This window comes from Pseudoalteromonas sp. P1-9 (genome assembly GCF_001399975.1).
Taxonomy (GTDB): domain Bacteria; phylum Pseudomonadota; class Gammaproteobacteria; order Enterobacterales; family Alteromonadaceae; genus Pseudoalteromonas.
This window is the reverse complement of record NZ_LKBD01000001.1, coordinates 26,718-40,446: the sequence shown is the minus strand read 5'-3', so window position 1 is coordinate 40,446 and position 13,729 is coordinate 26,718. Positions and strand designations below refer to the sequence as shown.

The window sequence follows — 13,729 nt, the reverse complement described above, 5'->3', positions numbered from 1 at the left end:
GTTGGTTAAGTTTAAATTTTATCTATTTAAATTATTCCAATTTTCTAATGCTTCTTCCATAAATAATGCCAATTCATCAATTGGTTCAGCTCGTCCTGCTTCTTTATTCATAATTTCTTCCGTATCAAAATTAGTCCCATGAATTTGATTGAATTGGTATATAGCGTCATCTAAATATTTACCAAATAAATCAAAATCACTGTTATCGTTAAGCTTTCCATTATCTTTTTCAAATTGCTTAAAGGCTGAATCTAAAGCTTCTGATGCTTTTTCTTCTAATTCTCTCTCATTTGGCATATTACTTTTGATCCTTAAAAGTTTGATGAAACTGACTTTAAACCTAACAATTTAATATCGACCCAATGGGTCGTTTCCATAACTATAGGAGCAAGTTACTAGTTAAAATGCATAAATTCAACGTATGTTATTCGCTCCATTGACTCCTTGAAGGCTGTTGCTGAGAAAAACTTCCCCCTTTAATCAAACCTGAAAACAAAATTTAAATGAATAATGCGAGACAGGGAGCGAAGCGGTCGAGTAAGCCATGCTGAGGCATGGATGCCGATTTATGGCGTTTATGTTCACATTTAAATTATGTTTGAAGAGTTAGTTTGATTTCTGGGGTGGCTTTTTCTTGGTTCGTTATTTTTGGCCGTTTAAAAAGAATGAACGAGCGCATCATGGATGATGCGAGATAACAATCAAGGATGTGTACTGTTTGGCACCGCCTACCCGAACAGAGGGGGCAGAACCCACTGGTTTAAAGCTTTTTTTATTTATTTTCCATAACAGTTGCGACTACAGAAGGGATGTCCGCATTATCAAATGAATACGAATAAGTAATCGTCACACCTTTAATATTAATGAATGGTTTAAAGTATGCATTTGCTGCATTTTTGGCAATACCATCAAAAACTGACTGCATGGTATTTAAACCATCTTGTGTTTGTAAAAAAGATACGTTTTGTTCTTTAGTTTGATTATTAGTCTGCATCATTTCATTTAAAAAAGATTCAGAGTTAATAGTGTAATTGTAGTTGAGTAAACAACGATTAACTGCGTAAATTGCCTGAACGCCAATTAACTTAGTCATGTAGTCAACATCGATAGGGGATTGCTTTTGCAAATCCATCACGACAGGCTTTAACTCATTACAAACCTGCTTTGCATCCTGTGCAAATACATTACACGACAAAAAAACGAATAAAGTTGAAATAAAATATCTTTTCATGGGGTTCCTTAAAATTTAACGCCTTCTAATAGGCGGGTTTAATTTGACTAACATGGGCATAAAACAAGCTTTAGTTTAACGTTTTATCTATATTTCGATGAGCTTGTTAGATTAGGGTTTATCAACTGGTTTACCATTCTTATCTTTCCATCCTTCAATTTCAGGTGTGGAAAGTAAATAACCGTGAAAGTTGATAATTCCATGTGTTTTCCTTTCTTTTTCGGCCCAAAAGATGCCAAAAATGAAGCCTAAAAATGATGATGCGTAAACTATATACAGAGCGTGTTCAATTTCTAAAAATGAAAAGCTTACACAACTTATCATTGCAAAAATTGCAGTCGAAGAAAAAATTATCTGAATATATAGCCATGTATGAACTAAATAAGCAGAGCCATAAAGGTATGCTTCAAACGGCATATATAGAATTTTTTTAAGTGCTTTCACCTTGACTCCGTTTGGTAATAAAATGCCTGTTAAGAGGCAGATTTAGCTGGTAATCAATAAGGTCACAGTCGTTGATTTCTATCGACGAACGATTACTGTGCCTGCGATTTTGTCATGCCAGCCTTGTTTTTTTGCATCAAAAGCGACCCAAAAATAACCTAAGCCTAGAGGTAATAAAGAAATGTAGTAACCAACATAACGAATAATTGATTGTTGAGTGGATGGCGCATTGCCTGTTTTAGCATCTACTACTTTTGCTTTTAACGCCATTTTGCCTGGCGTTGCCGATTTATAAACCCAAAAAAGAACAGTCGCAGCGATTGGGAAAACCCAGCTAATCAGAAAATCGGGCATCCCCATTATGAATTGATCTGTTTCCCAAAACTCATTGCCATAGATTGAATAGAGCAAAGGGTAAGTAATCATTATGACTAAGATTGTGTCAATAATTGAGGCGCCAAAACGTGGCCAAAAGCCGACATATTGGTGTTGTGATTCGGAAGTTTCCATTTCAGTACTGCTCACTTTTATCTCCATTGATTGGCAAATTTTTCTAAATGCCAAAAGTTTTTATTTAATAATTTCAGTAGATTACCATCATGTTGTTACGTGAACAATGTAAAGTAAGGCTTAAGCATTTTCGCTTGCTTATATAAAATGCGTTTTATTATTGCGGCAACTCAGCACTTAATAATGCAATAGCTAATTTATTATTTTTACGTTTAGCAACGTCTAACGCGGTGTTGCCGCGCTTATTTTTGCGTGATGTATCAGCACCGTTTTTAAGTAAATAACGCAAATTTTCAATTTTGCCTAAGTACGTGGCATCAATGGTGGGTGTGTCGCCGTTATTATTCGCGATATTTAAATCGGCACCGTTTGATACCAGTAATTTGACTAATTCAAAATTGTTGGTGCTCCAGCCAGCAAGTATTAATGCGGTATCGCCAGCCTTTGTTTGGGCATTTAGGTTTGCGCCTTGTTGTATTAGTAGCTTTGCTCCTGCCAATAAATAAGGGTCTTTACGAAAGCTTGAAATAAATAATGGCAGAACGTTGCTGTTTGAATTATGCAGCTGGGTTTTGTTGCCTGCGGCATTTTGTAGCATGCGAAAATAGTCGTGCTTGTTGTTTGTTAACGCAAATGCAAACAATGAATCTTTATTGATGATGACATTTTCAAATTTGGCGCCATGTTCTATTAAAGCTTTTGCCATTTGAACATGGTTTAGTATTACCGATTGATAAAAAGCCTCGGTGATTACGGCGTGTTGATTGAGTGTAGATTCAGTAACTGTTTTATTTAGTGCGCTTAAATCATTATTTACCACCGCATCTATCAGCGGGTGATTTGGTACTAAAGCGGGTTCTGTATTTTCGATAACGCTTTGTAGCCAAGGGTAAATAGACGACACTCTGGTGTAATATTCGCCAACGCCATAGTGCCCCTCAGGGATGCCATTGCTAACCTGATATGAGCTTATGCCAATCACAATTGGCGTGTTATCAACTATAACAAAAGCAGGGCCGCCGCTGTCACCGCGTGAGCTTATGCCTTCAAACTGGGTCGCCGTTTCGGGTTTATTAAAAGTAAAACCAATTACATGCTCATTGGCACTTGCTACCGTATTTGTTGCGCCTCGCTGCTTAGCATCATCTCGAATAAGGCCATCTTGCCCGTTGCCAAAGGTGCCTCTGCCAACAAAAATAACCTGTTGGCCAACTTCATTTTTTTGCTGATTTAAGGTCGCTGGTTTTGCGTTTTTGAGGGGATCTTTTAATTGAACCAGCGCCGCATCGTAAAATTCGTCATTCGCGCGTTTAAATTTAGGGTGGGTAATAACTTTTTCGACGCGGTATTGGCTGTTGATATGCCGCGCAGTAAAAATGTCACTTTCTTTACCTGCTACGCAGTGCGCTGCGGTTAACAGCCAGTTGTTATTAATTACGGTTGCGGCGCAACCAGCAACATAAGCTACAGACGGTGAATACTGCTCGCCAAGTGCTAGGTACTTTTTATCGTCTACATCGTGCCTGATCACGATGGCATTAACCGCAGTTGTAGCAAAAAGTAGTGTGAGCGAAATAACGGTATTCAATGTCAAAACGTATATCCCTATGTTGAGTTTGCAGCGCGGTAGCAGTAAAGCAACAGCCTTTGTTATGTTTTTTACACTACGGATCTATCGTAACACACTAATTCTACAACGTTATTTTCAGGGTCTTTTACGTAAATTGATCGCCACTGACACCATTGATGTTCGGCGGTTATTACTTCGCAACCGGCATTTTCTAGCCTTGTTTTCTCGCTTAAGTAATCTTCAGATGAAATTTCTAATGCAAAATGATGCAGGCTTGAACAAGCTGGTTCAATGGTTGAGGTATTGTCATTGACAAATGCTCTAGGCAGCTCTTCGGCAAATAAGCCGATTACTTGTGTATGGCCACCAAAGCCCTCTGCAATTTTAAAAAATGCGACTTTGGGAAATTCTTTAAGCAGTTCAAGTCCAATAATGTTGGCGTAGAACGCTTTCATACTTTCTAGGTCGCGCACTCTGAGTACTGTTTCGCCTAATCCTTTAATTGCAGGGTTCATCTCTTTCTCCTTAAAACAAAATACCAATTCACTTAAGTAGCTAATCATCCTAGCGGACTAAATATCATGCTAACTGCGTTAGAATCTATCAATGTAGAACAACTACATAAGAAAAATTCCGCCTTGTTACCATTTCATTTATCCAGCGCTATCCCTGAGCACAAACTTAACAGAATTGGTATAACAGCGAATTAGTGTGCATAACGATTTAAGCGTGTTATCTGCAGACTAATAATTTTTTATTTAATTATTTCAGTAGATTATCAGTATAGCTTTGCGCTTACAACGTTAAGTTTGGCAAGTGGATTAACGGGCATTACTTAGTGGCGCGAAACGTTGGATTACGTAAGTCAGCGGTTTTGTTTAAATACGAAAGAAGCCTAAAAATTTGCTTGATGCAGCGTGTTTACAGCTAAGCAAAGGGTTTAAACTGTGATCTTGATTAAAGAGCTGATTAATTATTTTGCGCTGCAATATCGGGTGCTTTAATAACAAAACCGCGTTCTCTGTCGCCGTTGAATCCGACTGCGCTATACACTTTATGGGCACCATTTAGCTTTGCGCCAGACAGCAGCATGACTTTGTAGCAGTTTAACTGCCATGCTAAATCAATTGCATAACTGAGTACTTGCTGGCTCAACCCTTGGCGGCGAAAATCGCGGCGCGTTACAACATGTTCAATTAAACCAAACGGGCGCGCGCCAACGGCAATACTTAAATTAATACTGAGCGCACATGTAGCTGCAAGCGTGCCATTAATATCAGCAACCACTATATGGGTTCTGTCGTCACTAATTATTTGTTGCCAGCGCTCAATGGCAAGTGAATCGGGCAACGCAGGGTCGCTTGGTCGCAATTCGTTATAGAGCGTTAATACACCTGCCAAATCATCCTTGGTAGCGAGTCTTATCATGGTATTTCCTTATTGAGTTAGTTTATTTTGATTGCTTTTGTGTGCGTTTAAACCAACGAATTTGTTCACTTTGATCGCGTGTTGGGATGCCGCCGTTGTCTTTTAGTGTTTGCGCGTTTTGTGCCAGCATGCGCTCGGTGTTGAGTTCAATTTTCTCAAGTACTGTCATCAGTAGTGTTTGCTCTTCATCACTAATGCCACCGAGCACATCTTCGCAACGTTTGGCCATGTAGTTAGCAATATTTTGATAAATGGGTGTGCCAGCTTCGCTTAATTCAACAAATTTACTGCGGCTGGTGGCATGGTCGTTGGCGGCTTGAATAAGCCCTTCTTTTAACAGGCCATTGATTGCGCGCGTAACTGAGTAAGGGTCGAGCCGTGTTTGGTAAGCAATATCAGCCGCATTTATTGGACCATACGAGCCAATATTTAATAGTACGCGAATGGCGCGTGTATCTAGGTGAGTGATGTGTTTTACGTTGGCGTCTCTATCGAGCGCGAGCAAGTTACTTGCGGTGGCAATTCGGTAGGGCACTTGGTTGTATAGATCGAGACAGCCAGATACCTTGCTGTTTAAATTAAATGCCGTTTTACGCGAATTGCTTGTCATGCTTTTTCCCAAAATAAAAGTGCATTGGCACTTTTGTTCAGACTTCTTTGCAGCAGCATAGCTAAATGTTTTGCAATTTGCGACAAAGTGGCTGCTGCTTGCTTTATTTTTAATCGCTACGGTTTTAATGATTAAGGGTGAATGGTCACAAAGCTCGTGATAGATTATTGGGGTAATTACTTTTTTATTAATAATAATGACATTAGAAAAAGAAGATCTGATTTTATTAAATCGAACAGGCGATAATTTAAAAAGCGTACTTAGGCAGGTGGTGCAGCATTTTCCGCAATCGGCAGGCTCTATTAATGGCATGTCGCGTTGGCTTGATTTTAACCGCTCAAACTGCCAGCGCATATTAGAAGGCATTAATAAAAGTAAAGATGGCAAAGACGCCTTGTGCTTATTCCCAGGCATTGCTGGCTTAGAAGAGTTTTTACAAAAAGCGGCGCAGCAAAATATTGAAAATAGCTTGCTGTTAGAGGCGCAAAAAGCCGTTGAAGTGTTTGCTAAGGTACTTAAAAAATACGCGCGCAGCCACGCTGAATTAAAGCGTTTGTTGGGAAACAGTGTTGTTAAAAACAAAGCAAATCACGGGGCGCTCACATCAAATGAAAAACGCGAGCAACACTTCTTGGCGTCAAAGCAGTTACTAGGTAGCTCAATAGATAGTTTATTTGCCTGTTACATTTTGCGCGAGAACGAGCTTAACACCCAATATTTACATGAAGTTGCTTTGATTTCGAAAAAAGGGATTTCACGCGCCATTGAAGCGCAGCCATTTATTCAATTTTATTCTCATCCGCAACCTGAAAACTTTACATCGCCAGAGTCAATTTGCGGTGACTCTCGGGTTCAAAAAGGGGCATTTCAGGTGGGTGTAGTAGAAGAGTTTTCGACCGAAGGTTTACTTGACGCGTATTCGAGCTATTCTGCGAGTAATTCGGGTATTGTGTTTAATAACCTACCCGAAAGCACACAGTTTGATGCCACTTTTTTATTTAGTAACCCAGATGAACTGTCGAACCCGCTTAACTCAACAAGCAACTGTAGTTCAACCAGTATCTCTATTAAAACACCAACGAAAAAGCTGTTTATGCTGGTGTTTTTAGAAAAGAAATTGGCAATGCAGAGTTTAGTAAATGTGGGCTGTTATGCAGGCAATCAAAAGGTAGAAGAAGGTAAATTACGCGCCGATGATATGTGGACCGAAAAACTGCCGGAATTCCCTGAGTTAAAAATTGTGCCCAATGGCACACCACTGCAAGGTGATATGCAAGCGATGACAGATTACTTGTTTAATTTTGCTGAGTTAGATGCCAATGACTTTTGCTGTTATTTACTGGAAGTGGAGCACCCAATTTGGTCGTCAACCTACCGTGTGTACTTTGAACACCAGTTATAACCGCAGGTTTAAAAATGAAAAAAGGCGCCAATTGGCGCCTTTTAGTTTATTGGCACTGACCAACTAATGACCATGCGCCCCATTGACCCGATTGCTCAGGGTTTTCACCTTGAGTCCACCAGTTTGCTTGGTATACCTTGTTGTTAAGCGATACCTGATCGCCCGCAAAATACACCTGTAACGCGTCCCATGTTGGGGCTTGGCAGTTATTCTGGTTGCCGTCTGTAATTGTAAGCGTTTTTGCAATGCTGTCAGTTTGACCGCTGTTATCAACTACTGTCAACGTCACAGTGAAATTACCCGCTGAAGCGTAGCTGTGAGATGGGCTTGTCGCTTGTGATGTATTGCCATCACCAAAGCGCCAATCGACACTTGTAATGCCGTTGTCATCTGACGAAAGGTTGCTAAATTGCACAGTAGAGCCACTCACACTAAAGCTATAATCAGCATTAGGTGCTTGGTCGCCACCTGTAGTGCCACAGGTACCAGAGTCTCGCCATACATTGCTGTAAACATCGGGTTGTGCGCCTGTAGACCACCAAGTTGCTTCGTATTTACGGCCATTAAAGCTTACCTTATCACCAAGGGCATACGATTGCGTTGATGACCAAGCAGTTAGACCATCACAGCCAGATTGATTACCCTCTGATACAGTAACCGACTTAGTTAAGCTGTTGCTTTGATTTGCTGTATCAACCACGGTTAATTTTACGGTGTAGGTACCTGCCTGCTGATATTGGTGGCTTGGGTTTTGCTGCTGGCTTGAGCTGCCATCACCAAAGTCCCATTGATAGCTGTTTATGCCATTATCATCACTTGATGAATCGCTAAACTGTGCAGTTAAGCCATTAATTGTGAAGCTAAAATTGGCAGTTGGTGCGTTGTCGGTTGTGTCATCACCTATGCCTGTTTTTTGTTTGATCCAATCAAGGTAACTGGTAGTGCGAGTAAATGCCGTTGCGCCACTACATGCAATGCCCCAACTTACCGTACCAATGCTGTAAAAATCATTACCTACTTTTACCGCATATGGGCCACCACTGTCGCCATTACATGCTGAAACGCCACCTGTGCCACCGCCACAAATTACCGAATTTGGTATGTTGTAGTTGAGCTGGCTAGAGCAACTGCTATTCGATATTACTGGCAATTGTACCTCACGAAGTACATCACTCGGTGAGCCTTGGTTGTAGGTAAGCCCCCAGCCAGAAACCGTTACGCGGTCACCAACATCGGCATAAGTTTGTTCAATTTGCTGTGTTGGCAGTTTGGCAGGGGTATATTCGCTGCTTGCAGGTGATGCAAGGCGCAGTAGGCCAATATCATAACCACTGCGAATGCCATTAGCACCACGCCAATATTCATGATTTATTATCTGAGATACAGCAATGATTTGCCCATCGTTACGGCTTATGCTGTGTGCGCCAACACGTACTTTCAATGAGCTTGTTGAGGCGTTATCTAAACAGTGCGCTGCAGTTAACACCCAGTCTTTACTTATCAATGTACCGCCACAACCTTGGCGACCATTCATGATAAGTGCTACTTGATATGGTCTGGAATAAGGTGTTGATTCTGAACCACCCACAATGTTTGGTTTTACTTCAATAAAAGCGTTTGCATTGTAACTTGACGCAAGCAAAGTTGAGAATAAGGACAGCGAAAGAAGTTTAATCTTCATGGTATTTCCTTTGTTGTTATTGTTGTATACAAATAAATCTCAGATACACCTCAGAATCAATTTTTGGTTTAATTTATGAGCTGGTCATTCCAGTTTGAATTTTTGCTTTATTTTTATACAGGCAAGAGAGTGCCTAAAGATTGTGTGTAACAATTTATTTACATTGTATATTTTGAACTCACGTTCAAACAGATTGTTTAACGCGTTATTAGCAAGGTGAAAGCAAAAACTAATCTTAAAAAATATAAAAATTTGGTTAGATCTTTCAGTAATTCATACTTGGTTAGTAATTTTGGTTATAAAAAACTAAGTTTTTAAAATGATAGACAGTGGCCACTGGCTTGATTATATTTATGTTGCATATGCAACATAAATATAATCAACAGGAGAAATAGCATGGCGTTAGTAACCCCTTTATCACCCGATCACGATAGCGAAGTGGCAGAACTTGCAAAGTTCTTTAACGAAACCTTAGGGTTTTGCCCAAATAGTGTATTAACCATGCAAATTCGCCCAGAAATAGCCCGCGCATTTATTAATTTAAACAAAGCAGTAATGGCAAATGATGGGCGCGTAACAGCAGAGCAAAAGCGTTTAATTGGTTACATCACCAGCGCAAATACCGGTTGCCGTTACTGCGAAGCACATACAATTTTAGCGGCTGAGCGTTATGACGGTAGCGAAGAACGTTTAAAGCATATTTGGCAATTTAGATCATACGATTTATACAGTGATGCTGAAAAAGCGGCGTTTGAATTTGCCTTAGCAGCCTCAAGCGTGCCTAACGCGGTTGATGATGCGATTTCGGCAAATTTAAAAGAACATTGGGATGATGGCGAAGTGGTTGAAATTTTGGGTGTTATATCACTATTTGGTTATTTAAACCGCTGGAACGATAGCATGGGCACAACCATGGAAGCAGGCGCTATTGCCGCAGGAAAAGAACACCTAACACACAATGGGTGGCAGGTTGGTAAACACCAATAAGTGAATTATTGAAAAACTGAGTATTGCACTTAAAAGTTATTTTTTAAGTGCAAACTTCACGGCGGCATCAGCATGAATGCCTGTGGTGTCGTAAAGGGGAATCTCCGTATCGTTTTGTGATACTAATAATGCGATTTCAGTACAGCCAAGAATTATCGCTTGCGCACCTTGGCGGTGAAGTTTATTGATGATTGAAAGATAACGTTCTTTTGACTCTAGATTGATTTCGCCAAGGCATAGCTCGTTGTAAATAACGTTATGTACACAGTCGCGATCTTCTTGGTTGGGTACAATAACATCAATACCAAACTTTTCTGTTAGGCGGTTTTTATAAAAGCCTTGTTCCATGGTAAATGCGGTGCCAAGTAAACCAACGCGCGATATATCATCTTGTATCAATTGTGCTGCGGTGGCGTCGGCAATATGCAGCAGCGGAATCGAAATATTCTCTTCAATTTGGTGCGCTACTTTATGCATGGTGTTGGTGCAAATAAGTAGGCAGTGCGCACCTGCTGCTTCTAAATCTTGCGCGGATTTTGCTAGCATGTCGCCCATTTTTTGCCATTCGCCTGCCCGTTGCAGTTTTTCAATATGATCAAAGTTAATGCTGTAAAGTAAAATTTCTGCGCTATTAAGCCCGCCAAGCGCGGCTTTTACACCTTGGTTAATGGCTTTGTAGTAATTGAGCGTAGACTCCCAACTCATGCCACCTAAAAGACCGATTGTTTTCATAAATTACCAATAACACGCCTGATTAAGAGGCAATACGCAACGTACTTCGCCAGTTAATTCGCTAAGTGGTTTATCGTCAAGCGCAACCGCTTGCCAACCATGTGGATACGACAGTGAAAAGGGTGGAATTAACTGAGTATCAGCCACCGCTTGAAACCCCGTTTTACTATAAAAATTAGGGTCGCCATAGGTAACAACAAAATCCACGTTGTGTGTTTTAAAATACGTAAGCGCGTGGTTTATGAGTGCTTGCCCGATGCCTTTACCTTGTTGCGAAGATGCCACCGCCATTGGCGAGAGGATCACCGCGGTAAGATTTGGCTGGTTGCTAATCCATAATTTACTAAACAGTACAGCGGCAAAAAGCGTATCGTGCTCTTTAGCAACAAAGCCAATCAGTTCATCGCTTGTGCAGTCATTAAGCATGCGTTCGGTGAGTTCGCCGATTTGTAACCCTGCTTTTGCGCCATCAGCGTCGCTAAAAACATGGGTAAAGAGCGCAGTGATATCGGCCGTTGCATGATGAGAAATGGATTCAAATTGCATGTTAAACAGTTCCTTGCTTACATTGATTAATAAGTTTAGTGCTGTTTGCAATATTGTTGCGAGTTAATTTAGCAGTAATCACTTCAGATTTTGCGCTAAGTGTATTGATGTCTTGCAACCAAATTGAAATCGACTCATCGTGAATGGTGTGTGCGAGTTGATAGTTTCCGCCAGCTGGCAATGTGAGGTTGAAATTGGCAAATGCAACTTGGTACGAGTTGTGGTTATTTGCCTCTTGGTACGTCGCTTTTACCCAAATATTGTGTTTACCCGCAGGGTATTGCCTTGCCGTAACCCAAGTGGCGGGTTTGTGCTTATGGCACATTAGGTAAACATATTCTTTTCTACCTTGGTTATTATCGTAGCTGGTATTTTCAATACGAAAATGCCCTTGTTTAATGTCGTTGTTAAAAGGCGACATGGCACAGGCAAACAGGTTACATAATAAGAGTAAAGTAATGAGGTGTTTAGTCATCATAATTCCATTTTGATGAGAGACGCGCTAGCGTACGGATTTTTGTGCAAAACTGCAACTGGTTGGGTAGTCGGTATAGCCTTTTTCACCGCCACCATAAAATGTACTGTGCGCATCATTGGCTAATTGCGTTACTGGCATATTGCGCTGCATGCGCTCAACTAAATCGGGGTTACAAATATAGGCTGTACCAAAGGCAAATAAGTCTGCCGTACCGTTATTTAAAAAGCAGTTAGCAGTCTCTTGCGTTAAACCGCCCGCCAACATTATTGGATGTGGGTAAAGCGAGCGTATTTTTTTGCGATACGTATCGGTGATTGGCTGATAATTACCAATATTTTCAGATAGGTGCAAATAAGCGAGCTTGATTGGTGCGAGCGCCTTTAAAAGTGCTAGGGTTAAGGTTGGCATGTCGCGGTCATGCTGTTGAAAGCTGCTTGTGACAAATGGCGAAATACGTAGTCCCACTTTGTCGCTGCCAATTGCATTAGCCACGGCTTGGCACACATCAACTGTTAATCGAATACGGTTTTCAATTGAGCCACCGTATTTATCATCGCGTGTATTGGCATAACGGCGCATAAATTGATCTAGCAAGTAACCGTGTGCACCGTGAATTTCTACCCCATCGAACCCCGCTTGCATGGCATTTTTCGCAGCAATAACAAAGTCATTCACCGTATTTTGAATATTGTTTAAATCCATGGCTTTTGGCATTGTGGTGTCTATCATGCCAAGTTCGCCATTTTGTAGCGGGCCGTAAACTTTATCAGGTTCTTTTATCGCCGATGGCGCCAGTGGTTGTAATCCTTCAATAGCAGTACTTGAACGCCTGCCAACGTGCCACAACTGAACAAAAATCTTGCCGCCACGCTCGTGTACTGCATGTGTAACTTTTCGCCAACCAGCGATTTGCTGTTCAGTGTAAATACCTGGCGTAAGTGAATAGCCGCGCGCTACCGCTGAAATAGGCGTTCCTTCACTAATAATTAAGCCCGCAGTTGCACGCTGTGCATAATAGGTTGCCATTAGGTCGTTAGGAATGTTGCCCGGTTGCGACGCCCGCGAACGCGTCATAGGCGCCATAACAATGCGATTTTTAAGTGTTACTGATCCTAATTGGATTGGATCAAACAGGCTTAAATTCATGAATTAAGCGTGTACGCTAAAATTTCGACAATTTGTGATGGTGATGTAGCCCACGCTTGCGCGCTACCGTCTACTTCTTTTAATGCATGAACAATTTCTTCGCTATGCAGCGTAATGTAGTGCTTGCCAAGGGCGGCACAATAACCCGCATCAAATGCGGCATTCCATTGTTTGTATTTGTCACCAAAGCGAATAATCGCTAAATCACATGATTTAATGGCATTTTGAATACGTATTGCATTTACTTTTGCCGATTTGTGGTCACGCCAAAATGGGTTAGTTTCTTCGCCTAGGCAATCGCCTGCAGCGTCGCTAGATTCGTGATCTGTGTTTGGTGAGACAAACTGAATATCGAGATTTTTAGCTTGGCAGCCAGCAGTAATTTGCTCGCGCCAATCACTGTGGATTTCACCTGATAAATAAACTTTCATAAAATGCCCCTTACTTATATGTTGTGCGTTGTTGGCTAATTTCATACTAACTAGCCAACTCAACCCTAACCTATTGCTTTAGCCAAATATAGTTTATGCGTTGCTTAGAGAGTTTCAGCGGTAAAATAACGTAATTAGTACCATACATGGTAACATTCGTCACTTCACCTTCGCTCAAAACATAGCTGTTGCTTTCGCTTTCTAATTGCCACGCGTTGTTTTTAGCCAACACCTTAAACACGGTTCGCCCAGCATCGTTTGGAATTTTAACCTCTAATTGCGCGTTTTCTCCGTAAGCGGCAACTAACGCATCTTTTTGGTAGAGGCCGGTAAATTTAACAGGGCCTTGAGGCGAGTGTTGAGATGTATTTTTTAATCTGCAATCACGGCAATTTGCCAGTGTTTGCGCGTTAAAATTTACCGCAACGTTTTGATAACTTAAGCCGGTGTTAGTCAATTGCCAATCTGGCGAGCTGCTATCAAAGCAGCCCACCAAGAGTAACAATAAGATTGTAATCGTTACTCTTTTCATC

At 41.1% G+C, this 13,729-nt stretch carries 17 protein-coding genes; 2 read left to right on the top strand and 15 right to left on the bottom strand.

Going from position 1 to position 13,729, the window contains the following annotated elements:
- Positions 1-18 precede the first annotated feature (18 nt).
- The 8 genes from AN214_RS00190 to AN214_RS00155 form a co-directional block, all read right to left on the bottom strand.
- Positions 19-297, bottom strand: coding sequence for a hypothetical protein (locus AN214_RS00190; protein WP_054977883.1), 279 nt, complete (start codon positions 295-297; stop codon positions 19-21).
- 475 nt (positions 298-772) lie between these two features.
- Positions 773-1,231 carry a hypothetical protein gene (locus AN214_RS00185; protein WP_054977882.1) on the bottom strand — a complete coding sequence of 153 codons (459 nt, stop codon included), beginning with the start codon at positions 1,229-1,231 and terminating at the stop codon, positions 773-775.
- A 111-nt stretch (positions 1,232-1,342) separates the two neighbouring features.
- On the bottom strand, positions 1,343-1,675 hold the full coding sequence (locus tag AN214_RS00180; RefSeq protein ID WP_054977881.1) for a hypothetical protein: 333 nt from the start codon (positions 1,673-1,675) through the stop codon (positions 1,343-1,345).
- Positions 1,676-1,753: 78 nt separating this feature from the next.
- Positions 1,754-2,185 carry an RDD family protein gene (locus AN214_RS00175; protein ID WP_054977880.1) on the bottom strand — a complete coding sequence of 144 codons (432 nt, stop codon included), beginning with the start codon at positions 2,183-2,185 and terminating at the stop codon, positions 1,754-1,756.
- 157 nt (positions 2,186-2,342) lie between these two features.
- On the bottom strand, positions 2,343-3,779 hold the full coding sequence (locus AN214_RS00170) for an ankyrin repeat domain-containing protein (RefSeq protein ID WP_082428441.1): 1,437 nt from the start codon (positions 3,777-3,779) through the stop codon (positions 2,343-2,345).
- A gap of 65 nt (positions 3,780-3,844) precedes the next feature.
- The gene (locus tag AN214_RS00165; protein WP_054977878.1) at positions 3,845-4,270 is read right to left on the bottom strand and encodes a VOC family protein; all 426 of its coding nucleotides are present in this window, start codon (positions 4,268-4,270) and stop codon (positions 3,845-3,847) included.
- Positions 4,271-4,724: 454 nt separating this feature from the next.
- Positions 4,725-5,183 (bottom strand): GNAT family N-acetyltransferase, encoded by a 459-nt coding sequence (locus AN214_RS00160; protein ID WP_054977877.1) that lies wholly within the window; start codon positions 5,181-5,183, stop codon positions 4,725-4,727.
- 22 nt (positions 5,184-5,205) lie between these two features.
- The gene (locus AN214_RS00155) at positions 5,206-5,793 is read right to left on the bottom strand and encodes a MarR family winged helix-turn-helix transcriptional regulator (protein ID WP_054977876.1); all 588 of its coding nucleotides are present in this window, start codon (positions 5,791-5,793) and stop codon (positions 5,206-5,208) included.
- A gap of 196 nt (positions 5,794-5,989) precedes the next feature.
- On the opposite strand from AN214_RS00155, the gene AN214_RS00150 reads away from it, so the two are divergent.
- A complete protein-coding gene (locus AN214_RS00150) occupies positions 5,990-7,195 on the top strand; it encodes a hypothetical protein (protein ID WP_054977875.1) in 1,206 nt (401 codons plus the stop codon).
- A 46-nt stretch (positions 7,196-7,241) separates the two neighbouring features.
- Here AN214_RS00150 and AN214_RS00145 read toward each other — a convergent pair whose 3' ends face one another.
- Positions 7,242-8,876, bottom strand: coding sequence for a trypsin-like serine protease (locus AN214_RS00145; protein ID WP_054977874.1), 1,635 nt, complete (start codon positions 8,874-8,876; stop codon positions 7,242-7,244).
- Positions 8,877-9,272: 396 nt separating this feature from the next.
- Between AN214_RS00145 and AN214_RS00140 the strand changes: the two genes are divergently transcribed.
- Positions 9,273-9,863, top strand: a complete 591-nt coding sequence (locus AN214_RS00140; RefSeq protein ID WP_054977873.1) for a carboxymuconolactone decarboxylase family protein — start codon at positions 9,273-9,275, stop codon at positions 9,861-9,863.
- Positions 9,864-9,899: 36 nt separating this feature from the next.
- Here the strand turns inward: AN214_RS00140 and AN214_RS00135 are convergent, their stop codons facing one another.
- The 6 genes from AN214_RS00135 to AN214_RS00110 all read right to left on the bottom strand — a co-directional run bounded on the left by AN214_RS00135 (position 9,900) and on the right by AN214_RS00110 (position 13,728).
- Entirely contained in the window at positions 9,900-10,595 is a 696-nt protein-coding gene (locus AN214_RS00135) for an aspartate/glutamate racemase family protein (protein WP_054977872.1), read from the bottom strand.
- A gap of 3 nt (positions 10,596-10,598) precedes the next feature.
- Positions 10,599-11,141: a GNAT family N-acetyltransferase gene (locus AN214_RS00130; RefSeq protein WP_054977871.1), complete on the bottom strand. Its 543-nt coding sequence runs from the start codon at positions 11,139-11,141 to the stop codon at positions 10,599-10,601.
- Position 11,142: 1 nt separating this feature from the next.
- Positions 11,143-11,616, bottom strand: a complete 474-nt coding sequence (locus AN214_RS00125; protein WP_054977870.1) for a hypothetical protein — start codon at positions 11,614-11,616, stop codon at positions 11,143-11,145.
- 27 nt (positions 11,617-11,643) lie between these two features.
- A complete protein-coding gene (locus tag AN214_RS00120) occupies positions 11,644-12,765 on the bottom strand; it encodes an alkene reductase (RefSeq protein ID WP_054977869.1) in 1,122 nt (373 codons plus the stop codon).
- The gene (locus AN214_RS00115; protein WP_054977868.1) at positions 12,762-13,196 is read right to left on the bottom strand and encodes a YtoQ family protein; all 435 of its coding nucleotides are present in this window, start codon (positions 13,194-13,196) and stop codon (positions 12,762-12,764) included. Before AN214_RS00115 ends, AN214_RS00120 begins: the two co-directional genes overlap by 4 nt.
- 70 nt (positions 13,197-13,266) lie before the next feature.
- The gene (locus tag AN214_RS00110) at positions 13,267-13,728 is read right to left on the bottom strand and encodes a hypothetical protein (protein WP_054977867.1); all 462 of its coding nucleotides are present in this window, start codon (positions 13,726-13,728) and stop codon (positions 13,267-13,269) included.
- Between the last annotated feature and the right edge of the window lies 1 nt (position 13,729).